The organism is Hyphomonas johnsonii MHS-2, from assembly GCF_000685275.1.
In the GTDB taxonomy this organism is placed as follows: domain Bacteria; phylum Pseudomonadota; class Alphaproteobacteria; order Caulobacterales; family Hyphomonadaceae; genus Hyphomonas; species Hyphomonas johnsonii.
The window spans coordinates 14,242-37,754 of sequence record NZ_ARYK01000007.1 but is presented as its reverse complement, the minus strand read 5'-3'; the positions used below and the strand labels follow the sequence as shown (position 1 = coordinate 37,754).

Here is a 23,513-nt window from a genome sequence, read left to right as displayed (position 1 = left end):
GACTGCCTCCCCCTTCAATGCGGGAGACGCCGGGTTGGAGACGCCTGCCCTGTCAGTAACTCACGCCGAGCAGTTCGGCGTCTGTCTGGGTTCCATATGTTGCATCGGGAACCGGATTGTAAGAGGGCGTCGCCTGGGTTGTCGGGGCGGGCTGGTTCTGCGCATCGCCGCGGATGCGGACATAGGAAACAACCTGGCGCACGCCGCCGACGACGCTGGCTTCCTCGGCGGCCTGCTTGAGTTCTTCGGCCGTGCGGGCGGTTCCCATCAGGTAGACGACGCCGTCATAGGTTTCGACATTGTAATTCAGGCTTTTCACCTTGCTGGAGCCCACCAGGCGTGCGCGGACGCGGCCGGTGATCAGTTCGTCGGACATGTTGGCGAGGAATCCGCCGGCCGGCTCGATCTTGATTTCATTGGCCACATCATGCGCGCGCGACGAGGTCCAGGCGATGCCTTCCGCCTCAACCCGATCGGTCGGATCGTCGACGCGGCCCGACAGGAGGACCAGGCCCCCGGCCACTTCGACATCGACCTCGCCAAAGCGATTGGCGCTTTCCGACAGCAGCTTGGCCTTGATTTCATTTGACGTTGTTGCGTCGTCGAGGGCTTCGCCCATGGTCTTGTCCTGAACGGCGGTGACCCCGACGGCACCCGCCGCACCGAGCGCGGCGACAGCGCAACCGCTGAGTGGAAAGGCCAGAGCGAGGGCGACTGCAGCAAGGCGCAGGGTCATGACGATACTCTCCATAAGCAACAAGGGAACACGGAATCAGCCGCCTATCCTTCACCAAACTTACGGCGAAATTCTGTCATGTGCCAAGAAAAACACGCCCGCTGCTGCAATTGGGCCCGGCTCTGTGCGGCGTGTGGGTTTGGGCTGGTTGCCCGGCCCGGGCCATGTTAATGTCCGCTTCGCCAATAACAGAAGGAATTGAGACCCTGACTTCCAGCGCCCCGCGGACACTGCCCGCAAAGAGTGCCACCCTCGAAGACATCCGTGCCGTGGCTGAAGCCCTCGCCAAGGCTCTCGAGGATGACAAGGCGGAAGATCTCCTGTTCATTGACCTGGACGGAAAATCCTCTCTCGCCGACTTCATGATCATTGCGTCGGGTCGGTCCGGTCGCCATGTCGCCGCGCTTGCAGATCATCTTTCCCACCAGGTTAAGCAATTGACCGGCCGCCCGGCCAGTGTCGAAGGCATGCCGAATGCCGACTGGGTCCTGATCGATACCGGCGATGTGATCGTGCACCTGTTCCGCCCGGAAGTCCGTGAGTTCTACAATCTCGAAAAGATCTGGGCCTCGGACACCAGCGCCCATCGCGCCACCACGCACTAGACCAGCATGCGCCTTCTGATCCTCGCGGTCGGCCGCCTGAAATCAGGCGCCGAACGCGATCTCGTCGATGAGTATTTGAAGCGGGCCGGCCCGGTCTGCCGCAGCCTCGGCTTTCGCGGTCTTGAAGAGATCGAGATTGCCAGCGGCGGCGGGATCGACGCCGAGGCCGACCGCATCCTTGCCAGGATTCCGGCCGGCGCGCGCATCATCCGCCTCGACGAGCATGGCCGGAACCTGCCCTCGGCCGATCTCGCTGACCGTCTTGCGACGCTGCGGGACCAGGGCGTGCCGGATCTCGTCTTCCTGATCGGCGGGGCGGAAGGCTATGGCGCAGCTGTCCAGCGCGCGGCGCCGGATACGATGGCCTTCGGCGCCCAGACATGGCCGCACCGGCTGGTCCGCGTGATGATTGCCGAGCAGATCTACAGGTCAGCGTCGATCCTCGCGGGGATGCCGTATCACAAGGCCTGAGGGGGAAATGGAAAGAGGCTCCGAAGCAAGGGGTGGGGGGACGCCGCTTCGAAGCCTCTAGAAGATGGCTGGCGCTTGGGAGGGTTCAGTCGGGAGGGACTTATCCAACCATCTTGAGCAGTCTACGTACAAGCAGCCGAAATGGTTCCGTGATTCACGAAATAAACATTCAGCCAGCGAAGAGCGAAGGATGCGGGCCCAGTGCCAGGCCCAGCGTCAGCAGGGCGAATGCCCCCATTGCAGCAAGCGAGGCGGCTTTTGCGATGATGTTCGACTGGTCCATCCTGGAAACCCTTTTGCATCTTTCAGGCCATCAGATGGTGCGGCCCGTGGATGATGAACAGTTTCTAAACGGAATAGGTTCCATGCGCGGCGCGCATGGGGCCATTTCATGGCAAACCAATAGTTAAGATTGATCCTGCTCCGGCACCGCCTTACACGTGGTGGCCGGGACAAGCATGACTGAAGGTGGGACACGGGATGGTGACGGCCATAAAGGATTTCCTGAAAATCTACTGGCCGCTCGTCCTGCTGGCGATTGCCGGCGTCGTGACAACCCTGTTCCTGATGGACCCGGCACCCCCGCACCGCATCCAGTTCGCCGCCGGTTCGCCCGGCGGGGCCTATTATGCCTATGCCGAGCGCTACCAGCGCCTGCTTGGCGAGCAGGGCGTCAAGGTGGAGCTGATCCAGACGGCAGGGTCGGTCGAAAACCTGCGCCTGCTCGACGAGGGCCAGGCGGATGTCGCACTGGTGCAGGGCGGGCTCGCCCAGCCCGGCGACGCGGCCAACCTGCAGTCGCTCGGCGGCCTCTACCACGAACCGTTCTGGGTATTTGTCCGCAGCGAACTCGGCGCGACCGATTTCGGGGCCCTGCGCACGGCGCGGCTGGCGATCGGCCCGGACGGGTCCGGCACCCGCATGCTGGCGCTCGACCTGCAGGGCGAATTCGGCGGCACATGGCCGCCCGAGTCCCGGATCACGCTGACCGGTTCGGCGGCTGTCGATGCGCTGCTCGCCGGTGAGGTCGATGCCGCAGCCTTCGCGGCCGCGCCGGATGCGTCCTATGTCCAGTCCCTGTTGCGCACGCCCGGTATCATGCTGCTGCCCTTCGAGCGCGCCAGCGCACTGGCCCGCCGCCAGCCGGCGCTGGCCGACGTCATCCTGCTGCGCGGTGTCGTCGACATCGGTGCAGACCTGCCGCCCCATGACGTGCCGCTGGTGGCCCCGGTGGCCCAGCTCGTCGTGACCAGGTCATTGCACCCGGCGATCGAGGCGCTGCTGATCGACTCGGCCGCCGCGATCCACCGGGACGGCAGCCTGCTGGCGCCCGCCGGAACCTTCCCGGATCCCAATGCCACGGACCTGCCGATATCGCGCCAGGCCAAGCGCTATTATGTAAATGGGCCGTCCTTCCTGCGCCGGTACTTCTCGTTCAGCATGGCGAACTTCCTCGACCGTGCCTGGATCCTGGCGATCCCGCTGCTGACGCTGATGTTCCCCCTGGTCCGGGTCGCGCCGCCAATCTACCGCTGGCGCGTGCGCCGCAAGATCTATGTCTGGTACAAGGACCTGCGTGACCTCGAAGCCCGTGGCCGCGCGCTGCCCGGCAAGGAAGAACGCGCCGCGATTACCGACGAACTGGAAGACCTGCAGGTCGAGATCGGCGAACTGGATGTGCCGCTGTCCTATACCGACGACCTCTACCGGCTGCGCAACCATGTCGAATTCGTCAAGCACCTGCTCACGAGCACGCGCCCGCCGCCGGGCCTCGGCGTCTAGGCGAGGCCGGCTTCCCGGACAGCCCGCTGGTAGGTCCGCGAGACAGGCGCCTCCTTGCCGGATTTGAGCACCAGCACCAGCTTGCCGCCCTCGCGCCGGGCATCCGCCACGCCCGCCTCGGCCACCCACCATGACCGGTGCGTCTGCAGGCCCTTGGCGCCGTCCAGCTCCCGCATCGCATCGGCAAGGCGCATGAGGATCAGTTCCTCGCCGCGGTCGGTATGGATACGCAGGTAATGGTCTTCCGATGACACTGCATAGAGTTCGGCGCCACGATAACGCACCGGCAGGCGCCCGAGGAAGGTCGCCGCCGCTGCCGCATCCGGCACGTGGTCCGCCCCGCCGTTGAACGAGCGCTCCAGCAGGACACCGAGCCCGGTCATCGCGATGGCGATCACCCAGACCAGGCCGAACAGGGATGGCAGGTAGCCGAGCGGCATCCACCCGCCGTCCACCACGCGTTCGATGCCGACCAGCGCCGCTGAGACGGCCAGCGCCGTGACCACCGACAGGACAAGCATGACCGCCCAGACCGGCAGGTTCGGCGCGCGGCGCGCCAGTATCGAGGATGTCGTTTCGCCGACAGTGGCACCGAGCAGGACCAGGCCGGTCCAGTAAACCGCATTCAGCCAGAACGGCATCTGGGCGGTGGCGCCATACGGGCGGATGAACGCCAGGAACAGCCCGATCGCAGTGAAGACGGCGACTTCGCGCCCCCGCCGTGCCCAGTCCACCTCGATCCGCACCCTGGATCCCCCCTGCATTTCGCGCTTCGCGAACCGTTCTGGCCGTATTTCACGAAGGATTCCAGTCGCTCCATGCAATCGGCGTGGCGCAGGCACAGGGCAGGGGGCAGGTCAGTGGCACAGGCAATTGCACAGGAGCCCGCCATGACCGACATCACCGCTTCCCGCCCCACACGTCCCACACTGCGCGCCGCGCTCGCCGGTCGCCCGAACATGGTCATGCTGGCGGCGGCGTTGACGGCCTACGTCACGATCAGCGCCATGATGCTGGATTCAGCGGGCAATCCGCCGATCCACTTCCGGTTTGACATCTCCCCGCTGCTGCGCTCGCCGCTCGTGCTGAAAGCGCATGTCACCGGCGCGCTGCTGTCCTTCCTGATCGGGGTGGTCCTGCTGCTCGGCGTGAAGGGGCGCCCGCTGCACCGCGTGCTCGGTTACAGCTGGGTTGTCACGATGGCCGTCACGGCGATCACCTCTTTCTTCCTTACCGGACTGAACGGCCACAATTTCAGCTTCATCCACGCCCTTTCGGCCTGGACGGTGATCGTGCTGCCGATGGGCATTGCCGCGGCCCGGCGCCACGACATCAAGGCGCACCGCAAGCACATGACCGGCATGTTTGTCGGCGGCATGCTTGTCGCCGGCCTGTTCACCTTCCTGCCGGGCCGCATGATGTGGTCGATTTTCTTCGGCACCTGAGTGTTCCGCCCTTACTGACGCGGCCGAACACGGCTAGTGTGCAGCAGGTGCAGTGCTTCGGAGGAATTCCATGAAACGCGCGATCCTGTTGGCGACACTCCTCGGTGTCGCCGCCTGCCAGTCTGCGGCGCCGGTGTTCTTCCCGGCTGCACCGCCCGCGCCAACCAGCGCAGTCGAGGCGCTTGAGGCTTATTATCGCACGCTGCCGGATGAGTTTTATCCGCGTGCACCGGAGGGCCTGCCATTGCCCGCTGCCGACCATGTCATCAGCCGCGTCCTGGTGGGGTCGTGCCTCAACGAGGAACTGGGCACCAGCGCCGCGCTCGTCGAGATCGCGAAGACGCCGGCGGACCTCTTCCTGATGATCGGCGACAATGTCTATGGCGACCTCGATGGCGAGGCCCGGATCATCAACCAGCCTGACCTCGACGAATTGCGCGAAAGTTTCCACGACCTTGCGGCCCGGCCGGATTTCCAGGCCGTCAGGGCGGCGCATCCGATGATGGTGGCCTGGGATGACCATGACTTTGGGGCCAATGATGGCGGCCGGGATTTCGCCTTCCGCGGTCTCGCCGAGCGTATCCATGAGCGCTTCTGGGGCCTCGACGAGCAGGATTCCGGCGCGTGGCCGGGCACGTATCATGCGCGCACATTCGGGCCGGAAGGCCAGCGGACGCAGGTCATCATGCTGGATACGCGCTTCTTCCGAACGTCGTTGACGCCCACCGATGAAAGGGCCGCCAAGGGCAAGGAGCGCTTTATCCCATCCGCCGACCCGCAGCAGGACATGCTCGGGACCGACCAGTGGACGTGGCTTGAAAACCAGCTGCAACAGCCAGCTGACCTGCGCCTCATCATCTCGTCGATCCAGGTCGAGGCGACAGACGGGCATGGCTATGAAGCCTGGTCCCGCCTGCCGCTCGAACAGGCCCGGCTCTACGACCTGCTGCGCAGGACCGATGCGAACGGCGTCGTGTTCGTTTCCGGCGACCGGCATGCGGCCTTTCTCTATCGTAAGGACGACGTCCTGACCTATCCGGTCTATGAACTGACGGCCTCGTCGCTGAACAAGGCATACGCCGAAACCACAGATGAAAAAGACAGTGCACAACTGGGCGCGGGCTATGCGCCTGAGAATTTCGGGGCCATTGATATTGACTGGACCGCCGGGACAGCCCTTCTGTCGATCAAGTCCAATACCGGCGAGACTGTCCGCGAGACGTCTGCCAAGTTCAGGTAACCCCCGCGCCCGGTCCATCCGGGGGCGCGCACCGGCAGGCAGGCCATGACCGCAACGCGCAACGTCCTTGTTCTCATCATATCGGTCATGATCCTCCAGCTTGCCGGCGGACTGATCGGCATGTTGACGCCGCTCGGCCTGGAGGCCATGGGCTCCGGCCCGCAGACGATCGGCGTGATCGCGGCCTTCAATGCTGCCGGCTACATGATCGGCGCATGGACGGCGCCGCGCGCGTTGGGCCTGATCGGCAATATCCGCCTGTTCGCGGCGGCATCGGCGGTCGGTGCCGTGGCCGTGCTGGCGCTGTCGCTCTGGCATGACGCCACATTCTGGGCCCTGATGCGGATCCTGCAGGGAATTGCCTTCGCCTACATGTTCACCAGTATCGAAAGCTGGCTCGGCGAGGCGGTGCCCGAACAGTCTCGCGGAAACGTGATGGGCATCTACCATACCGGCGCAAAGCTCTCGCTGATGCTCGGGCCCTTCTTCGTGGCCGGCCTCGGGCCGCTCGACAGCCGGGCCTATATCTGGACCGCCCTGTTCCTGACCCTCGCGATCCTGCCGGTCTGCGTGACCCGGCAAAAGGAACCCGCGCCGCCCGACCGGACGCCGATGCCGCTGATGGAACTCGGACGGATGGCGCCTGCCGCGGTCGTCGGCGTCCTGCTGGCCGGCGTCGTCAATACCGGTACGCTGGCCCTGCTGCCGGTCTATTTCCAGGATTTCAGCCTGGCCGGCGGCGGCACGGCGGCGGTCGCGATTGCCGGGGCGGCGGCCTGGCTCGGCGGCCTCGTCCTGCAATGGCCGGCTGGCGTCCTGTCGGACCGGATCGAACGCCGCCTCGTGATCGCCGGACTCTGCGCCATGGCGGGCGTTGCAGCACTGCTGATCGCGATCTTCGGCCGGGCGGTCGGCGAGATCGGCGTGATCGTGCTGCTGACAGTCTGGGGCGCCGGGGCGCTGTCCTTCTACGGCCTGTGCGTCGCCCATGCGATCGACCGCACGCCGCGCGGACGGGTGCCGCAGGTGATGTCCGGGCTGCTTTTCGTCTGGGCCGCCGGATCGATCGTCGGGCCGCTGATGTCGGGCTTTGCGATGCGCATGGCCGACCGCGTCGGCCTGTTCGGCCTAGCGGGCGTGCTGCTGCTGGTCCTGGCCATCCTGATGGTCGTCCGGGTGCGCCAGCGCGCAGCGCCGAGCGAGGCCCAGCAGGAGGAATGGAAACCCATCCAGCCAACGCCGCTGGCCAGCGTGGAGCTGGACCCGCGCAATCCCGAACTCGATACCTGAGTCTGCGTCCAGCATCGTATACTCAGCCAGTTGTCGGCGCGAATAAGCCTGTTATACAGCCGACACCATAACGGGGCGGCACGCGGCCTCCCTGCACGTCACCCAACCATCAGGGCAGTCCATATGAATATTCACGAATACCAGGCAAAAGCGGTGCTGAAATCCTTCGGCGCCCCCGTTGCCGAAGGCGTACCCGTCCTCTCGCTCGACGACGTTCAGAAGGCGGTCGACACTCTGCCGGGGCCGCTCTGGGTCGTGAAAAGCCAGATCCACGCCGGTGGGCGCGGCAAGGGCAAGTTCGTCGAGGCCGAAGCCGGCGAAAAAGGCGGCGTCCGCCTCGCCTTCACCAAGGAAGACGTTCTCAAGAACGCCAAGGAAATGCTCGGTCACCATCTTGTGACGGCCCAGACCGGCCCGGCCGGCAAGCAGGTCAACCGCCTCTACATCGAAGACGGCGCCGACATTGACCGCGAACTCTATCTCTCCATCCTCGTCGACCGCGAAACCGGCAAGGTGGCTTTCGTCGTCTCGACCGAAGGCGGCATGGACATCGAGGCGGTCGCCCATGACACGCCCGACAAGATCATGACCCTGCCAGTCGATGGCGGCGTCACCGAAGCGGATGCATCCAAGCTCTGCGACGCCCTCAAGCTGGAAGGCACAGCGCGCGCCGACGGCATGAAACTCTTCCCGATCCTCTACAAGGCCTTCACCGAGAAGGACATGGCGATGCTGGAGGTGAACCCCCTGATCGTCATGGAAGACGGCCACCTGCGCGTCCTCGACGCCAAGGTCAGCTTCGACGGCAACGCCCTGTTCCGTCACCCCGACATCATGGAACTGCGTGACAAGACCGAGGAAGACGAGAAGGAAATCGAGGCCTCCGAATGGGACCTCGCCTATATCGCCCTCGAAGGCACGATCGGCTGCATGGTCAACGGCGCCGGCCTGGCCATGGCGACCATGGACATCATCAAGCTGTACGGTGAAGAGCCGGCCAATTTCTGCGACGTCGGCGGCGGCGCCGGCAAGGAGAAGGTCGCAGCGGCGTTCAAGATCATCATGAAGGACCCCAACGTGAAGGGCATCCTGGTCAACATCTTCGGCGGCATCATGAAATGTGACGTGATTGCCGAAGGCGTGATCGCGGCGGTCAAGGAAACCAACCTTTCCGTGCCGCTGGTCGTCCGTCTCGAAGGCACCAATGTCGACCTCGGCAAGAAGATCATTGCCGACTCCGGTCTCAACGTCATCTCCGCCGACGATCTCGACGACGCGGCCCAGAAAATTGTCAACGCGGTTCGCGGCTAAGGAATACTCATGTCCATTCTTATCGATAACAACACCAAGATCCTCACGCAGGGCATGACCGGCAATACCGGTTCGTTCCACACCAACCAGGCGCTGGCCTATTACGGCACCAAGATGGTTGGCGGTATCCACCCCAAGAAGGGCGGAACCATGTGGAAGGCCGATAATGGCACCGAACTGCCGATCTTCTCGACCGTCGCCGAAGGCAAGGCCAAGACGGGCGCCACCGCGTCCGTCGTCTATGTCCCGCCAGCCGGCGCAGCCGCTGCCATCGAGGAAGCGATCGACGCGGAAATCCCGCTGATTGTCTGCATCACCGAAGGCGTGCCCGTGCTCGACATGGTCCGTGTCAAAGCCAAGCTCGACAAGTCCAAGTCGCGCCTGATCGGGCCGAACTGCCCGGGCGTCATCACGGCCAATGAGTGCAAGATCGGCATCATGCCGGGCTCCATCTTCAAGAAGGGGAATGTCGGCATCGTCTCGCGCTCCGGCACGCTGACCTATGAAGCCGTGTTCCAGACCACGCAGGTCGGCCTCGGCCAGACAACGGCCGTCGGAATCGGCGGCGACCCGGTCAAGGGCACCGAATTCATCGACATGCTGGAAATGTTTCTTGCCGACGACGAGACGAAGTCCATCATCATGATCGGTGAGATCGGCGGTGGCGCAGAAGAGGAGGCCGCCCAGTTCCTCATCGACGAGGCCAAGAAGGGCCGCAAGAAACCGATGGTCGGCTTTATCGCCGGTCGCACGGCCCCCAAGGGCCGCACGATGGGCCATGCTGGCGCAATCGTGAGTGGCGGCAAAGGCGATGCTGAGTCAAAGATCGCTGCAATGGAAGCGGCCGGCATTCGCGTCTCGCCGTCGCCAGCGCGCCTTGGAACGACCCTGGTTGAGGTTCTGAAGGGCTAGAAAGCCCGGAATTGATCCAGCGGGACGGCCGAAATGGTGCGCTTGGCGGCGTCAGGTTCTGACTGCGTCGGCCGTCCTGCTAAAATTGTTCCTGATGATAGGAATAGGCAAGGTTTCGTTCCTATATGTCGGGGAACGATTTGGTCCGGAGGACGGATGAGACATGGCAGATGATGGCAGCCCGATGAATGGCGCACGCAGCAAGGGTAACGCTGCGATGCTCGACACGGCATTCCTTTATGGCGGCTCGGCCCAGTGGCTCGAGCAGATGCAGGCCACGTATGCCCGCAATCCGTCATCGGTTCCGGAGAGCTGGCGTGCGTTCTTCGAACAGCTCGACGACGATCCGACCAATACCGAACTGAACGCTGCCGGCGCCAGCTGGAAGCGCGGCGACTGGCCCCTGCCCAGCAAGGGTGACGACGTCGCGGCCTTTGACGGCAACTGGGCGGTTCTCGATCCGCGCATCGAGAAAAAGCTCAAGGCCGACCGGCCCACTGCCTCGGATGCCGACATCTCGCTGGCGGTCAAGGATTCCATCCACGCGATCATGATGATCCGTGCCTACCGGATGCGCGGCCACCTGGCTGCCAACCTCGACCCGCTCGGTATCGATGATGCCGGCGCCCAGCCCGAACTCGATCCGGCCACATACGGCTTTACGGCGGCGGACATGGACCGGCGCATCTACCTCGATGGCTATCTCGGGCTCGACTACGCCACCGTGCGGGAGATGCTGGACATCCTCCGGCGCACCTATTGCTCGACGCTCGGCATCGAGTTCATGCACATTTCCGATCCGGTCGAGAAAGCCTGGCTGCAGGAGCGGATCGAAGGCCCCGACAAGGGCGTTGCCTTCACCAAGGCCGGCAAGAAGGCGATCCTGGCCAAGCTGATCGAAGCGGAAACCTTCGAGCGCTTCCTGCACAAGCGTTATCCCGGCACCAAGCGCTTCGGCCTTGATGGCGGTGAGGCCGCTGTGCCGGCGCTGGAGCAGATCATCAAGCGCGGCGGTGCCCTTGGCGTCGAGGAAATCGTCGTCGGCATGTCGCACCGCGGGCGCCTCAACATGCTCGCTGCCGTGATGGGCAAGCCGTACGAACAGATCTTCTTCGAATTTCAGGGCGGCAACACGCAGGGCGCCGACCAGTTCGGTTCCGGTGACGTGAAATACCACCTCGGCGCCTCGTCCGACCGCGTCTTCGACGACAATCACGTCCACCTGTCGATGAACGCCAACCCGTCGCACCTCGAAGCGGTCAATCCGGTCGTGCTCGGCAAGTCGCGTTCCAAGCAGGAAATGCTCCACCGGGAAACCGGCGACCTCGTGCGCACCAAGGTATTGCCGCTGTTGCTGCACGGCGATGCGGCCTTTGCGGGGCAGGGCGTCGTGGCCGAGTGTTTCGCGCTGTCGGGTCTCTCCGGCTACCGCACCGGCGGCACGATCCACTTCATCGTCAACAACCAGATCGGCTTTACCACCAGCCCGATGTATTCGCGTTCGTCGCCTTACCCGTCGGATGTCGCCCTGATGGTCCAGGCACCGATCTTCCACGTCAACGGCGATGACCCGGAAGCGGTTGTCTATGCCGCCAAGGTCGCGACCGAGTTCCGGCAGAAATTCGCCAAGGACGTGGTCATCGACATGTTCTGCTATCGCCGCTTCGGGCACAATGAGGGCGACGAGCCCATGTTCACCCAGCCGGTCATGTACAACGAGATCAAGAACCACCCGACGACGCGCGAACTTTACGGCCAGCGCCTGGTCGCCGAAGGCATCGTGACGGCAGAAGCGCTCGAGCAGCAGGTTTCCGATTTCGAGGTCTATCTCGACAAGGAATTCGAAGCGTCCAAGAAGTTCAAGGCCAAGAAAGCCGACTGGCTTGATGGCGAATGGAAAGGCCTCGGCCTGCCGGAAGACGATGAGCGACGCGGCAAGACCGGCGTGACCAAGAAGCGCCTGCAACAGCTTGGCCAGACCATCACGAAGGTTCCCGACGGCCTCGAAATCCACAAGACGCTGGCCCGCGTCATCGAAGGGCGCGCCAGCGCCATTGCCAAGGGTGACGGGCTCGACTGGGCGACAGCCGAACACCTGGCCTTCGGCACCCTGCTTGAAGAGGGCTTCCCGGTCCGCCTGTCGGGCCAGGATGTCGCGCGCGGCACGTTCTCCCAGCGCCACAGCCACTTCGTCGACCAGAAATCCGGCGAACGCTACACGCCGCTGAACCATATCAGCGACAAGCAGGCCCAGTATGAAGTGATCGATTCGCTCCTCTCCGAGGAAGCGGTGCTCGGCTACGAATACGGCTACGCGCTCGCCGACCCGAATACGCTGACCCTGTGGGAAGCCCAGTTCGGCGACTTCGCCAACGGTGCGCAGGTCTTCTTCGACCAGTTCATTTCCTCGGCGGAGCGCAAATGGCTGCGCATGTGCGGGCTCGTCTGCCTGCTGCCGCATGGCTATGAGGGGCAGGGCCCGGAACACTCCTCCGCCCGCCTCGAGCGCTTCCTCCAGATGTGCGCGGAAGACAATATGCAGGTCTGCAACCTGACGACCCCGGCGAACTATTTCCACGCCATCCGTCGCCAGATCCACCGCGACTTCCGCAAGCCGCTGATCATCATGACGCCGAAATCACTGCTGCGTCACAAGCTGGCAACATCCTCGCTCGACGACATGACGACGAAGTCCTCGTTCCACCGCATCCTGTGGGACGATGCCGAAACACCAGGCCGCGAAGGCAAGATCAAGCTGGTGAAGGACAACAAGATCCGCCGTGTCGTGATGTGTTCGGGCAAGGTCTATTACGACCTGCTGGAAGCGCGCGAAGAGGCCGGTGTCGATGATGTCTACCTGTTGCGGATCGAACAGTTCTATCCCGTCCCGCGCCGCTCGATCATGACCGAGCTGAAGCGCTTCAAGGGCGCCGAACTGGTCTGGTGCCAGGAAGAGCCGCGCAATATGGGCGGCTGGACCTTCATTCGTGACGAGATCGAATGGTGCGCCACGCAGATCGACGCGAAATCGCCGCGCCCGCGCTATGCCGGTCGTCCGCCGTCTGCCGCAACCGCGACGGGCCTCATGTCCAAGCACAAGGCCGAAATGGCCGCCTTCCTCAACACCGCCCTCGGGCCGGACCCGATCGATGACAAGATTGTCGCGGTCTGATCCTCCCTTTCCGGAATTTTCCAACATGGACCTTGCATCATGACCGATATCTCAGTCCCCACACTTGGCGAAAGCGTTACCGAAGCCACCGTTGGCCAATGGCTGAAATCGGCCGGTGACAGCGTCAAGCGCGACGATGTCCTCGTCGAACTCGAAACCGACAAGGTGTCTGTCGAGGTTTCGGCGCCGGAAGATGGCGTGCTCTCCGAAATCGTTGCCAATGTCGGCGACACGGTCGAGATCGGCGCGCTGCTCGGCCGCCTGAATGCCGGGAACGGCGCGGCCAAGGCGGCGCCTGCCAAGGCTGCCGCGGAACCTGCCACGCAAACCAAGGCGGCTGCGGCGCCTGCGCCTGCCGCCAAGGGCGGCGCGCTGACAGACGTGGCCGTGCCGACAATGGGCGAAAGCGTTGCCGAAGGCACGCTGTCCACCTTCCTCAAGAAGGTCGGCGACAGCGTGAAGAAGGACGAAACGATCGCCGAGATCGAAACCGACAAGGTGGCGCTCGAAGTGCCGTCCCCGGCAGATGGCACGATCGCCGAACTGGTTGTCAGCGAGGGCGACAGCGTGACGCCCGGCGCCGTGATTGCCCGCATCAGTGCCGGCGCTGGCGCGGCCGCTGCGCCTGCACCTGCTGCCGCACCTGAATCGGCGCCGGCGGCTGCACCATCCCGCACGGCGGCTGCACCGGTCTCGCCCTCGGTGCGCCGCATCTCGACCGAAGCCGGCATCGACCCGGCCGCGATCCCCGGCACCGGCCGTGACGGCCGGGCGACCAAGGGCGATGCCCTCGCCTATGTGAACAGTGCACCGAAGGCCTCCACCGCCGTGGCCCAGGCGAAGGCCCCGCGCGACCTCGGCCCGCGCGAAGAGCGCGTGCGCATGACGCGCCTGCGCCAGACCATCGCCCGCCGCCTGAAAGAGGCGCAGGACAGCGCTGCCATGCTGACCACGTTCAACGACGTGGACATGGGCGCCATCATGGACCTGCGGAAAAAGCACCAGGACAGTTTCGTTGCCAAGCACGGCATCAAGCTCGGCTTCATGAGCTTCTTCGTGAAGGCCTGTGTCAACGCGCTGAAAGAGGTTCCCTCGGTCAATGCCGAGATCGACGGCACCGACATCATCTACAAGAACTACTATGACATCGGCGTCGCCGTCGGCACCGACAAGGGCCTCGTCGTGCCGGTTGTACGCGACAGTGACGATCTTTCGCTCGCCGGTATCGAGAAGGGCATTGCCGATCTTGGCAAGCGCGCCCGCGACGGCGACCTGACGATCGGCGACATGCAGGGCGGCACGTTCACCATTTCGAACGGCGGCATCTATGGCTCGCTGATGTCGACCCCGATCCTCAACCCCCCGCAATCCGGCGTGCTCGGCATGCACCGGATCGAGCAGCGCCCGGTGGCCGTCAACGGCCAGGTCGTGATCCGTCCGATGATGTATCTCGCCCTCAGCTACGACCACCGCATCGTCGACGGCAAGGAAGCGGTCACCTTCCTCGTCCGCGTCAAGGAAGCGCTGGAAGATCCCGAACGCATGCTGCTGGAAGTCTAGGGCCTCGGTGTGAGCCTGTTCGACGCCATCGGTATCCTTGGCGTCGGGCTGACCCTGATCGCCTATCTCCTGCTGCAGGCAGAGCGGCTGGAATCCCGCTCGCGCGCCTATTCGGCGCTCAACCTGTTCGGCTCGGTTGCGATTCTCACCTCGCTGGCCTTCGACTTCAACCTGTCGGCTGTCCTGATGGAAGGCTCATGGGCCGCGATCAGCCTGTATGGCCTGTTCAAGGCGCTCCGCGCACAGCAAGCCTGACACCGGCGCAATCCTCCGCGCCGCGGCGTCGCACCTCTCTCACTTGCCGCCGGCCGCATCCCCATGTAACCGGCAGCACGCAACAGAACAGGGTCCAAGCCCATGACGACCTATACATCCGACCAGCGCCATCATACGGCCGAAACCGCCGAGACCATGGCGCAGGTTCGCTACGAGATAGACCGTATCGACCAGTTGCTCGTGGAAATCCTCGCCGAGCGTCAGTCCTTCATGGACGCTGCCGCCCGCATCAAGGGTGACCGCGCCGTGGTGCATGACCGTGCCCGCATCGAAGACGTCATTGCCAAGGTGAAAGGGGCCTGCGCCGAGGCGGGCCTGTCGCTGGCCATTGCCGAGCCGGTCTGGCGCACGCTGATCGACCGCTGCATCGCCTATGAATTCGAAAGCTATGACGCCTTGCGCGAAGCCGCCAGCGTGAAGTCGTAGGAGGTCTTTGCGGCTGCCTCCAGCGTCTCGCCGAGCAGGTCCTTGACGTCACCCAGCATGACTGCGGCGGCCGTCAGGCTCGGCGGGGGCTCATCCCGGCCCATCCGTTCGGCGCGCCCGCACAGGCTTGCCAGTCGCACTGCGCCGATGCTGAGGCTGGCACCCTTCAGCGTGTGGGCGGCGTCGGCCCATTGCGAGGGCTCCGCGCGCGGATCAAGCAGACGCGACCAGATTTCGGCCTGCTGACGGAATATCTCGATGACTTCCACCGCCAGCGCGGTGTCGTTGCCGGTCATGGCGCGCAACTGGGCCCTGTCGAGCAGGGCGAGCGGGGCAGGGGATTCGTCCGTCATCTGCATGACTCCATGGAATTTCCCTCCGCTTTTGCCATGCCGACCTTTCCCTAAAGGTTAATAACAGTTTGGAATCCCTTCATTAAATATGCGACAAACTTTATCGATTGTCGGCAAGCGGATAATGGGGTAATGTCCGCGGCGATGGCCGAGGGGCTATAGGCACATTCGATTTTGATTTGTTGAGGACTACCAATGACTGGGTTCATTTCCCTCATCCGGAACCTTGTTCTTGCCGGGATTCTTGCCTGGTTGGGCGTCGAATTCGCGCCTGCTGACCAGGACGAAGCAGACCAGGGACAGCCGGATTCGGTGATTTTGGCGATTTTACGCTAGCGCGCCCGTTTCGGACTGCCTTCAAAAACCCTGTTTTCCGGCCTCGCGCCGGACGAATTGTCACGGTATAGTCGCCGCATGACGGAGATGCCTGCTGTTCGCCCTTCAGGTCGGGATGTTCTGGCCAGACAAGAAGTGTCCGAAAACTTCGAAGCCGCCCGCAATGGCGGGGGCTGGATGGTGGCTGCCGGATTCGGAATTGCCCTGCTCTGGTATTGTGCCGCCGCTGCGGCTGCGGTCGGCGTGTTCGGCATCGACGCAATCCTGGCCCAGTCACCCGCATTGCTGACCGGTGGCGTCCTTGCGGTTCTCGTCCCGGGACTGCTGATCATCATGGCCGGATACATGGCGCGCACCAATCGCCGCGCCTCCGCGTCGAATGCGCTGGTGATGGAAGCGGCCATCCGCCTGCTCGCCCCGGCGCGCGAGGCAGGAACCGAAGGCATCACCTTTGCCGAGCAGATGAAACAGGCAGCGTCCGAAGTCGACCGGTCGATGGCGCACGCCATGTCCGCCATGAAGGCCATGGCAGGCGAGATCGGTGACGAACGGATGCGTCTTGAATCGGTCGCCTATGCCAGTGCCGACAATGCGCGCGACCTCGCCCAGCGCCTCGCTGCCGAGCGCTCTGCGCTGGAGGGCCTCGCACGCGACCTCAAGGCCCAGATCAGTTCCATGAACGAGGCGATCCCGCGCCAGGCGGCGATGATGGTCAATGCCGCCAAGCAGGCCGGTGACGAAGTGGCGCGGGCGGACGAAGCACTCGAGTCACGCCTGAACGGCATGGCGGCCGCCGGTGAGGCATTGGCCACGCGGCTGATCGGTCTCGACGAGCTGGCGCGCGAAGCCACCACCCGTACCGAAACGCTCACCTTCGCCGTCAGCCGCGTCGAGGAAAAGCTCGACCAATCGCACAAGCTGGTCGACGCCGCTGTCCGCGCCGGTGAATTTGCCGCCGCCGCAGCCTCGACAACGGGCGATGCGCTGAAGGATGCGGTCTCGTCCGCGCTGGATGGTGCCCGTTACGCCAATCAGGAAATCAACCAGGCGACCCGCGCCGCCTCCGAGGAAGCCGCGAGTGCACTGGCCCGCCTGCGTGAGGCTGGCGAGCACGCTGCCGCCGCCGTCCGGGCCGCCGGCACCGCCGCCCGCGCAGAGATCGACCAGATGAACCGCGCCACCGGCCAGCCCGTCGCGCCGCGCCCTGCCGCGCCGGTCACTGCGGCTGCCTCCGTTCCACCTGCGGCCCCTGCCGCCGCCACCCACGTTGCCCCGGCTGCACCCGTCACGCCGGCTGAACCTGCCCCCATTCCCGTCGCACGGCCGGCCGAACCGGTGCCCCGCCCGGTCAACGGCCATGCCAATGGCGCCGTCAACGGTCACGCCAATGGGCATGCGCTGTCTGAATCCTCGCCGCCGATCACGCGGCCCGCGCCGCCTCCGCGTCCGCCTGCGCGGCCCAGCATGGAAGACGAATTGTTCGACGCTGCCGCCGATGCGCTCGCCTCGGCCAGCCTTGACCCGGATGAAGGCGACCCGCTCGAACTCGGCCGTGACCCGGACCCGAAGGATACGAGCCCGCTGATGCTGCGCCGCCGGTTCGACGATCATGACGATGCACCGCCACCGGTTCCGGCGCGCCGTGCAAGCGACCAGGCCTCTGTCAACGGAGCGGGCTCAGGCGCGCTCGCGACCTCATCATCCCGGGCGCTGGCGCCCGGCACGGATATCGGCTGGCGCGACATCATTTCGGACATGAGCCGGGACGAGCAGGGCGACCATATGGACCGCGAGGAAGTCGCCGACCAGATGATCCAGCGCCTACAGACATCAGGCATCCTGTTGCCGGAAGCCTTCCGGCCAAAGGCCAAGCGCCGCATCGCCGAGGCCGCCCGCCAGGGCGAGCGCGAGCGCCGTGCCGCGATCATGGAAAATGCCGGCCGCCAGGTCGAACGCGTGACCCAGCGCCTGCGCAGCGACCGTGACTTGCAGGCGCTCGCCCGCGAGTTCATCTCGATGGAAGAGGAAGATGCCCTGCACGCACTGGAGCAGACGCAGAAGACCAGTCGCAACGCCAGTCCGCGCCTTGCCGCCTACCTGCTGCTGGATGCCGCTGCGGGCGCCAGCGCCTAGACGCCGACCACCGCGGTGTTCGCTGCTTCGGCTTTGACCCATTTCATGAAGGCGCGCACGTCTGGTGACAGGTGGCGGCCCTTGGGCCAGACCAGCCAGTAGCCGAAATCGATCAGTGTCGACCCGTCCGCGAACGGCGCCACCAGGCGGCCTGAAGCAAGGTCGGCTGCCGCAATCGCCTGCTTGGCCAGCGCCACGCCACGCCCGGCGGCGGCCGATTCGATGACCAGGATGGCCTGGTTGAAGCGCGGGCCTCGCGTGCCGTCGACGTCTTCGACATGGCGGGCGTGCAGCCAGCTTGTCCAGTCCGGGCAGGACGGGTCGTTCTCGCCACTTTCGTCGTGCAACAGCGTGTGGTGACGCAGGTCCTCCGGCCGCTTGATCGCGTCAGGGCCTTCCAGCAGGGCAGGGGAACAGACCGGCAGCACCGTCTCGTCGAGCAGCTTTTCCGATTTGAGGCCGTCATATTGCCCCCTGCCATAGCGGATCGTGAAATCGGCGTCGGCCATCGCGAAGTCGGTCAGCCCCATGTCCGCCGAAATCCAGGCTTCGACGCCGTCATGCGTGCGATGAAACTCGCCGAGCTTGGGGGCGAGCCACTTGGCGGCAAAGCTCGGGGCGCACGAGACCATCACCCGGCCCTTGCGCGCCGGGGCCTGCATGATGCGCCCGGCTTCCGAAATCCGCTCGAACGCCTCGCGCACCAGCGGCAGGCTGGCCTGTGCGGCATCCGTCAGCAGCACCGACCGGCCCGTCCGCTTGAACAGGGGCGTGCCGGCATAGTCTTCCAGCTGGCGGATTTGCTGTGAAATCGCGCCAGGTGTCACATTCAGTTCATCGGCTGCCTGCGTGAAAGACAGCCGTCTGGCGGCTGCTTCGAAGGCGCGCAGGGCATTCAGGGGCGGCAGGCGGTCAGTCGGGTCTGTCATGAATAGTATCTCTAAAGGATCGCTGTAGGGGTTCACGGTTGCGCATGAACCGTCAATAGCCAATTTGTCCTTTAATTCATCAGCAATACTAAACAAGAGTGGACCCGCATGCGTCAGTTTCCGGCCTTCTTCAACATGCACGATGCGTCTGTTGTCGTGTTTGGCGGCGGTGAGGAAGCGCGCCGCAAGGTTCGCCTTCTGGCGGCGACACCCGCCCGGATCACCGTGATCGTCTCGCAGATCGACCCGGGCTTCGCCGAGGAATTCGCCGGCCGCATCACGATCGCTCCGCCGGATCATGCCGGGCCCGCGCTCGACATTGCCCGTTTCGCCATTGTCGCCAACCGCCTCGACGTCAATGCCGACAAGGCCATCACGATGGCCCGCCAGTATGGTGTCCCGCTCAACGTGGTCGACCGGCCGGACCTGTGCGACTTCACGGTGCCGTCGATCATCGACCGGGGCGACGTTGTTGCCGCCATCGGCACCAGCGGGTCGGCGCCGGTCCTCGCCAAGTCGATCCGGGAAAAGCTCGAAGCGCTGCTGCCACAGCGGATCGGAGACCTCGCCGCGCTGGCTCGACGCCTGCGCCCCGACGCCCGCACCGCGATCCCCGACAGCAAGGCCCGCCGCCGCTTCTGGGAGCGCGCGCTGACCGGCCCGGCAGCAGACCTCGCCTATGCCGGTGACCTTGAGGGCGCCGAAGCCGAAATGCGCGCCCAGCTCAGGCCCGGCGCGCCGGTGCGGGGCATCGTCCACCTGGTCGGTGCCGGCCCGGGCGACCCGGAACTGCTGACGCTGAAGGCCCTGCGCCTGATCCAGGAAGCCGACATCGTCTATTATGACCGCCTCGTCAGCGACGCCATCATTGCCCTGATCCGCCGTGACGCAGACCGCGTGCCCGTCGGCAAGTCAAAGGGCGACCATTCGGTCCCGCAGGAGACGATCCACGAATGGCTGATCGCCTCGGCCCGCGAGGGCAAGCGCGTTGTCCGCCTGAAGGGCGGCGACCCGTTCATTTTCGGCCGTGGCGGGGAAGAGCTTGAAGCCGTCCGCGCCGCCGGTGTCGACGCCCAGGTCGTGCCGGGTATCTCGTCAGCCCTCGGCTGCGCTGCCGCTGCCGGCCTGCCGCTCACCCACCGCGACCATGCCCAGAGCCTGACCTTCGTCACCGGCCACGCAAAGGAAGGCGGCGTCCCGGACCTCGACTGGACGGCGCTCGCCCGTCCCGCCCAGACCGTGGTGGTGTTCATGGGCGTCGGCACGTCGGCAGCGATTGCCGAGAACATCATCCGTGCCGGACGCGCCCCGTCGACGCCCGTTGCGGTGATCGAAAACGGAACGCGCGCCAACGAGATCCGTGTCTATGGCACGCTGTCCGAACTGCCCCATCTCATCCAGCGCGCCGGCATCAAGGGCCCCGCGCTGCTCGTCATCGGCGAAGTCGCAGGCCTGCCAGAAGAGGCCATCGCCCACGCATTCAAGGAACAAGTCGCATGAGCTCCGTCCGTCCGAAACTGAAACCGGAAACCCCGAAATCCATCACCGCCTGGGAAACACCCACCGGCCGCACGGTCTGGATGGACGCTGATGGCAACTGGACGCCGGATGCCTCGCGCATCGCCGTCTTCACCGGCGACGACGCCGAGACACGCCTGGCAAATGCCATCCGGCAGGAGGCCGCCGTCACCGATCCCTATTTCATGGAAGTGACCGAAACAGGCGCCGTCGCGGGCCGCGAGACCTTGCGCGAAACGATCCGTGTGAACGGGCCGACGGTCGCCTACGGAGAAACCGTATGAACCGCATTTTCGGTGACTCCATTTCCGGCAATTGCCAGAAGGTGAAATGGGTGGCGACGCGCCTGTCCATTCCCCACGAATGGATCGAGGTCGATGTCCGCAAGGGCGATACGCGCACGGATGAGTTCCTCGCGCTGAATCCGTTCGGCCAGGTGCCGGTCATCCAGTTCAACGATGGCCGCACGCTGGCCCAGTCGAATGCAATCATCCTGCATCTTGCCGAAGGCTCCGAGCTGGTGCCGGCCGATGCATTCGAACGCGCCAAGGTGCTGGAATGGCTGTTCTGGGAACAATACTCGCACGAGCCGGTGATCGCTGTGCGCCGGTTCCAGAAGCTGTACCTGAACACGCCTGACGACGAGATCGACCCGGACCTGATGGCCAAGGGCCGCCGGGCGCTCGGCCGTATGGAAATGACGCTCATTTCCAGCGACTGGATCGCCGGCGGCGAGGCCATCACGCTCGCCGACGTCTCGCTGCTTGCCTATACGCGCCTGGCGCATGAAGGCGGTTTCGACCTCGACGAGTTCCCCGCCGTCAGCGCCTGGGTCGCCCGCTCCGAGCTCGAACTCGGCCTGCCGCACATCCACGAGGTCACCCATGTATAGATACGATGAATTCGACGAACAGATGGTCCGCGAACGCGTTGCGCAGTTTCGCGGACAGGTGAACCGCCGCCTGTCCGGCGAACTGCTGGAAGACGAGTTCAAGCCGCTACGCCTGCAGAACGGCGTTTACCTGCAACTGCATTCCTACATGCTGCGCACCGCCATTCCCTATGGCCAGCTCAGCCCGCGCAAGCTGCGCCAGCTGGCCCGCGTCGCGCGTACCTTCAGCAAGGGCTACGGCCATTTCACCACGCGCCAGAACATCCAGTTCCACTGGGTCGCACTGAAGGACGTGCCGGCCGCGCTCGACCTGCTCGCCGATGTCGAGATGCATTCCATCCAGACCAGCGGCAACTGTATCCGCAACACGTCGTCGGATCATTTTGCCGGTGCAGCCCGTGACGGGATCAGGGACCCGCGTCCCTGGTGCGAGATCATCCGCCAATGGAGCACGTTCCACCCGGAATTCGCATTCCTGCCACGCAAGTTCAAGATTGCGGTCACGGCGGCCGAGACCGATCGTGTCGCCATCCGTGTCCACGATATCGGCCTGCACATGCGCCTGCGCGGTGACGTGCTGGGCTTCGAGGTCCATGTCGGCGGCGGTCTGGGGCGGACGCCCGTGATTGCCTCGCTGGTCAATGAATTCGTGCCCGAGGACTGCCTGCTCGACTATCTCGAGGCGATCATGCGGGTGTACAACCTGCACGGACGCCGCGATAACAAGTTCAAGGCACGCATCAAGATCCTCGTCACCGAACTCGGGCCGGAGGAATTCACCCGTCAGGTCGAAGCTGAATATGCCGCGCAGCGTCCGAACGAGAAGATCGATCTTCCGCGGGCGGAAATCGACCGCATCCATGCCTATTTCAAGCTGCCGGATTTTGCCGAGAAGCCGGAAACATCCGCCGTGTTTGAAGCTGCAAAGGCTGCCGACGCCGGCTTTGCCCGCTGGGCGAAGAACAACCTCCACCCGCATATCATGCCCGGCTACACGTCGGTCACGATCAGCCTGAAGCCGGTCGGCGGCACGACCGGTGACATGAATGCCGACCAGATGGAAAAGGCGGCAGACCTGTCCGAAACCTATGGCTTCGATGACGTGCGCGTGACCCATACCCAGAACCTGGTCCTGCCGCATGTCGCGCTGGACGACCTGCCGACGATCTATGCCGAGCTGGTCGCCGCCGGCCTCGCGACCCCCAACGAGGGCCTGATCACCGACATGGTCGTCTGCCCGGGGCTCGATTTCTGCACGCTGGCCAATGCCCGCTCGATTCCCGTCGGCCAGGCGGTACAGCAGGTGTTCGCCGATCCGGACTACCAGGAAGACATCGGTCGCCTGCACGTGAACATTTCCGGCTGCATCAATGCCTGCGGCCACCACCATGTCGGCCATATCGGCATCCTCGGCGTCGACAAGAAAGGCGAGGAATTCTACCAGATCAGCTTCGGCGGACGGGCCGACGAGAAAGCCGTGATCGGTACCATTACCGGCCCTGGCCTGCGGTCCGAGGAAGTTCCCGGCGCCCTCAAGCGCGTCATCGACACCTATCGCAGCCTGCGTACCAGCAAGGACGAGCTGTTCATCGACACGCTCACGCGGCTTGGCCACGACCCATTCAAGGAGGCGCTCTATGCCACTGATTAAGCACGGCGCCGAATCTGCCGATCCCTGGGACTATGTCGAAGGGGAAGCCGAGCTGGCAGATGGCGGCTACTTCACTGTTCGCCTCAGCCGCTTCCTGGCCGAAGCGCCAACCCTGGCCGACCGGAACACGCGTGTCGGCGTGCGCCTCGTACCTGACGACGATGTCGAGGAACTGGTGCCATACCTGCAGCAGGTACAGCTGATCGAGATCGATTTTCCCAAGTACACGGATGGCCGCGGCTATTCCCAGGCCCAGCTCCTGCGCCGCCGGCACGGCTATACAGGCGAGTTGCGCGCGGTCGGTCACGTCCTGCGGGATCAGATATACTATATGAACCGTTCAGGCATCGATGCTTACGAGACGGTCCGTGCTGACCTACCTTCAGTGCTGGATGCATTGAAGGAATTTTCCGAAGTCTACCAACCGGGTGCCGGTGGTCAGGTGTCGGTGTTCCGCAAGAGACACGGAAGTTAG

General features: G+C 64.5%; 22 protein-coding genes. 18 read left to right on the top strand and 4 right to left on the bottom strand.

Going from position 1 to position 23,513, the window contains the following annotated elements:
• Positions 1-52 precede the first annotated feature (52 nt).
• The gene (locus tag HJO_RS13705) at positions 53-736 is read right to left on the bottom strand and encodes a BON domain-containing protein (RefSeq protein WP_084142046.1); all 684 of its coding nucleotides are present in this window, start codon (positions 734-736) and stop codon (positions 53-55) included.
• Between the two features lie 170 nt (positions 737-906).
• On the opposite strand from HJO_RS13705, the gene rsfS reads away from it, so the two are divergent.
• The 3 genes from rsfS (at position 907) to HJO_RS13690 (ending at position 3,594) form a co-directional block, all read left to right on the top strand.
• On the top strand, positions 907-1,341 hold the full coding sequence (gene rsfS, locus HJO_RS13700; protein WP_084142027.1) for a ribosome silencing factor: 435 nt from the start codon (positions 907-909) through the stop codon (positions 1,339-1,341).
• Between the two features lie 6 nt (positions 1,342-1,347).
• A complete protein-coding gene (gene rlmH / locus HJO_RS13695) occupies positions 1,348-1,812 on the top strand; it encodes a 23S rRNA (pseudouridine(1915)-N(3))-methyltransferase RlmH (protein ID WP_035617889.1) in 465 nt (154 codons plus the stop codon).
• 480 nt (positions 1,813-2,292) lie between these two features.
• The gene (locus HJO_RS13690) at positions 2,293-3,594 is read left to right on the top strand and encodes a TAXI family TRAP transporter solute-binding subunit (protein ID WP_035617887.1); all 1,302 of its coding nucleotides are present in this window, start codon (positions 2,293-2,295) and stop codon (positions 3,592-3,594) included.
• Here the strand turns inward: HJO_RS13690 and HJO_RS13685 are convergent.
• Positions 3,591-4,358 (bottom strand): LytTR family DNA-binding domain-containing protein, encoded by a 768-nt coding sequence (locus HJO_RS13685; protein WP_084142025.1) that lies wholly within the window; start codon positions 4,356-4,358, stop codon positions 3,591-3,593. The genes HJO_RS13690 and HJO_RS13685 overlap by 4 nt on opposite strands.
• A 126-nt stretch (positions 4,359-4,484) precedes the next feature.
• Here HJO_RS13685 and HJO_RS13680 point away from each other — a divergent pair, with 126 nt between their 5' ends.
• The 9 genes from HJO_RS13680 to HJO_RS13640 all read left to right on the top strand — a co-directional run bounded on the left by HJO_RS13680 (position 4,485) and on the right by HJO_RS13640 (position 15,226).
• Entirely contained in the window at positions 4,485-5,039 is a 555-nt protein-coding gene (locus HJO_RS13680) for a DUF2306 domain-containing protein (RefSeq protein WP_241764753.1), read from the top strand.
• A 70-nt stretch (positions 5,040-5,109) separates the two neighbouring features.
• On the top strand, positions 5,110-6,279 hold the full coding sequence (locus HJO_RS13675; protein ID WP_035617885.1) for an alkaline phosphatase D family protein: 1,170 nt from the start codon (positions 5,110-5,112) through the stop codon (positions 6,277-6,279).
• 45 nt (positions 6,280-6,324) lie between these two features.
• Entirely contained in the window at positions 6,325-7,569 is a 1,245-nt protein-coding gene (locus HJO_RS13670) for an MFS transporter (protein ID WP_035617883.1), read from the top strand.
• A 123-nt stretch (positions 7,570-7,692) separates the two neighbouring features.
• Positions 7,693-8,880 carry an ADP-forming succinate--CoA ligase subunit beta gene (gene sucC, locus HJO_RS13665; RefSeq protein WP_035617881.1) on the top strand — a complete coding sequence of 396 codons (1,188 nt, stop codon included), beginning with the start codon at positions 7,693-7,695 and terminating at the stop codon, positions 8,878-8,880.
• 9 nt (positions 8,881-8,889) lie between these two features.
• Complete coding sequence (gene sucD, locus HJO_RS13660) at positions 8,890-9,792, top strand: succinate--CoA ligase subunit alpha (protein WP_035617879.1); 903 nt, start codon at positions 8,890-8,892, stop codon at positions 9,790-9,792.
• A 163-nt stretch (positions 9,793-9,955) separates the two neighbouring features.
• Positions 9,956-12,964, top strand: coding sequence for a 2-oxoglutarate dehydrogenase E1 component (locus tag HJO_RS13655; protein ID WP_035617876.1), 3,009 nt, complete (start codon positions 9,956-9,958; stop codon positions 12,962-12,964).
• 39 nt (positions 12,965-13,003) lie between these two features.
• On the top strand, positions 13,004-14,524 hold the full coding sequence (odhB, locus tag HJO_RS13650; protein WP_035617874.1) for a 2-oxoglutarate dehydrogenase complex dihydrolipoyllysine-residue succinyltransferase: 1,521 nt from the start codon (positions 13,004-13,006) through the stop codon (positions 14,522-14,524).
• Positions 14,525-14,533: 9 nt separating this feature from the next.
• Positions 14,534-14,779 carry a CBU_0592 family membrane protein gene (locus tag HJO_RS13645; RefSeq protein WP_035617873.1) on the top strand — a complete coding sequence of 82 codons (246 nt, stop codon included), beginning with the start codon at positions 14,534-14,536 and terminating at the stop codon, positions 14,777-14,779.
• 102 nt (positions 14,780-14,881) lie between these two features.
• Positions 14,882-15,226 carry a chorismate mutase gene (locus HJO_RS13640; protein WP_035617870.1) on the top strand — a complete coding sequence of 115 codons (345 nt, stop codon included), beginning with the start codon at positions 14,882-14,884 and terminating at the stop codon, positions 15,224-15,226.
• Here HJO_RS13640 and HJO_RS13635 read toward each other — a convergent pair.
• On the bottom strand, positions 15,187-15,579 hold the full coding sequence (locus HJO_RS13635) for an Hpt domain-containing protein (RefSeq protein ID WP_035618066.1): 393 nt from the start codon (positions 15,577-15,579) through the stop codon (positions 15,187-15,189). The genes HJO_RS13640 and HJO_RS13635 overlap by 40 nt on opposite strands.
• A 471-nt stretch (positions 15,580-16,050) precedes the next feature.
• On the opposite strand from HJO_RS13635, the gene HJO_RS13630 reads away from it, so the two are divergent.
• The gene (locus HJO_RS13630; protein ID WP_162173833.1) at positions 16,051-18,048 is read left to right on the top strand and encodes a hypothetical protein; all 1,998 of its coding nucleotides are present in this window, start codon (positions 16,051-16,053) and stop codon (positions 18,046-18,048) included.
• Here the strand turns inward: HJO_RS13630 and gcvA are convergent.
• Entirely contained in the window at positions 18,045-18,977 is a 933-nt protein-coding gene (gene gcvA / locus HJO_RS13625; protein ID WP_035617866.1) for a transcriptional regulator GcvA, read from the bottom strand. The two genes, HJO_RS13630 and gcvA, sit on opposite strands and share 4 nt — an antisense overlap.
• Before the next feature lie 108 nt (positions 18,978-19,085).
• On the opposite strand from gcvA, the gene cysG reads away from it, so the two are divergent.
• Genes cysG through HJO_RS13600 form a run of 5 tightly spaced genes read left to right on the top strand, consistent with a single transcriptional unit; the run spans position 19,086 to position 23,513 of the window.
• Positions 19,086-20,477: a siroheme synthase CysG gene (gene cysG / locus HJO_RS13620; RefSeq protein ID WP_035617864.1), complete on the top strand. Its 1,392-nt coding sequence runs from the start codon at positions 19,086-19,088 to the stop codon at positions 20,475-20,477.
• Complete coding sequence (locus HJO_RS13615; RefSeq protein WP_035617862.1) at positions 20,474-20,779, top strand: DUF2849 domain-containing protein; 306 nt, start codon at positions 20,474-20,476, stop codon at positions 20,777-20,779. The genes cysG and HJO_RS13615 overlap by 4 nt, the downstream gene beginning before the upstream one ends.
• The gene (locus HJO_RS13610; protein ID WP_035617860.1) at positions 20,776-21,387 is read left to right on the top strand and encodes a glutathione S-transferase family protein; all 612 of its coding nucleotides are present in this window, start codon (positions 20,776-20,778) and stop codon (positions 21,385-21,387) included. Before HJO_RS13615 ends, HJO_RS13610 begins: the two co-directional genes overlap by 4 nt.
• Entirely contained in the window at positions 21,380-23,038 is a 1,659-nt protein-coding gene (locus tag HJO_RS13605; protein WP_035617858.1) for a nitrite/sulfite reductase, read from the top strand. Before HJO_RS13610 ends, HJO_RS13605 begins: the two co-directional genes overlap by 8 nt.
• Entirely contained in the window at positions 23,025-23,513 is a 489-nt protein-coding gene (locus HJO_RS13600) for a DUF934 domain-containing protein (protein ID WP_035617857.1), read from the top strand. The genes HJO_RS13605 and HJO_RS13600 overlap by 14 nt, the downstream gene beginning before the upstream one ends.

Excerpts from the sequence above, each read along its gene's own strand:
- HJO_RS13655 (WP_035617876.1), top strand. The coding sequence starts at position 9,956 with ATGGCAGATGATGGCAGCCCGATGAATGGCGCACGCAGCAAGGGTAAC.
- gcvA (WP_035617866.1), bottom strand. The coding sequence starts at position 18,977 with ATGACAGACCCGACTGACCGCCTGCCGCCCCTGAATGCCCTGCGCGCC.
- HJO_RS13640 (WP_035617870.1), top strand. The coding sequence starts at position 14,882 with ATGACGACCTATACATCCGACCAGCGCCATCATACGGCCGAAACCGCC.
- HJO_RS13610 (WP_035617860.1), top strand. The coding sequence starts at position 20,776 with ATGAACCGCATTTTCGGTGACTCCATTTCCGGCAATTGCCAGAAGGTG.
- HJO_RS13675 (WP_035617885.1), top strand. The coding sequence starts at position 5,110 with ATGAAACGCGCGATCCTGTTGGCGACACTCCTCGGTGTCGCCGCCTGC.
- HJO_RS13635 (WP_035618066.1), bottom strand. The coding sequence starts at position 15,579 with ATGACGGACGAATCCCCTGCCCCGCTCGCCCTGCTCGACAGGGCCCAG.
- HJO_RS13685 (WP_084142025.1), bottom strand. The coding sequence starts at position 4,358 with ATGCAGGGGGGATCCAGGGTGCGGATCGAGGTGGACTGGGCACGGCGG.
- cysG (WP_035617864.1), top strand. The coding sequence starts at position 19,086 with ATGCGTCAGTTTCCGGCCTTCTTCAACATGCACGATGCGTCTGTTGTC.
- sucC (WP_035617881.1), top strand. The coding sequence starts at position 7,693 with ATGAATATTCACGAATACCAGGCAAAAGCGGTGCTGAAATCCTTCGGC.
- rlmH (WP_035617889.1), top strand. The coding sequence starts at position 1,348 with ATGCGCCTTCTGATCCTCGCGGTCGGCCGCCTGAAATCAGGCGCCGAA.
- HJO_RS13690 (WP_035617887.1), top strand. The coding sequence starts at position 2,293 with ATGGTGACGGCCATAAAGGATTTCCTGAAAATCTACTGGCCGCTCGTC.
- sucD (WP_035617879.1), top strand. The coding sequence starts at position 8,890 with ATGTCCATTCTTATCGATAACAACACCAAGATCCTCACGCAGGGCATG.
- HJO_RS13605 (WP_035617858.1), top strand. The coding sequence starts at position 21,380 with ATGTATAGATACGATGAATTCGACGAACAGATGGTCCGCGAACGCGTT.
- odhB (WP_035617874.1), top strand. The coding sequence starts at position 13,004 with ATGACCGATATCTCAGTCCCCACACTTGGCGAAAGCGTTACCGAAGCC.
- rsfS (WP_084142027.1), top strand. The coding sequence starts at position 907 with ATGTCCGCTTCGCCAATAACAGAAGGAATTGAGACCCTGACTTCCAGC.
- HJO_RS13615 (WP_035617862.1), top strand. The coding sequence starts at position 20,474 with ATGAGCTCCGTCCGTCCGAAACTGAAACCGGAAACCCCGAAATCCATC.
- HJO_RS13705 (WP_084142046.1), bottom strand. The coding sequence starts at position 736 with ATGACCCTGCGCCTTGCTGCAGTCGCCCTCGCTCTGGCCTTTCCACTC.
- HJO_RS13680 (WP_241764753.1), top strand. The coding sequence starts at position 4,485 with ATGACCGACATCACCGCTTCCCGCCCCACACGTCCCACACTGCGCGCC.
- HJO_RS13670 (WP_035617883.1), top strand. The coding sequence starts at position 6,325 with ATGACCGCAACGCGCAACGTCCTTGTTCTCATCATATCGGTCATGATC.
- HJO_RS13600 (WP_035617857.1), top strand. The coding sequence starts at position 23,025 with ATGCCACTGATTAAGCACGGCGCCGAATCTGCCGATCCCTGGGACTAT.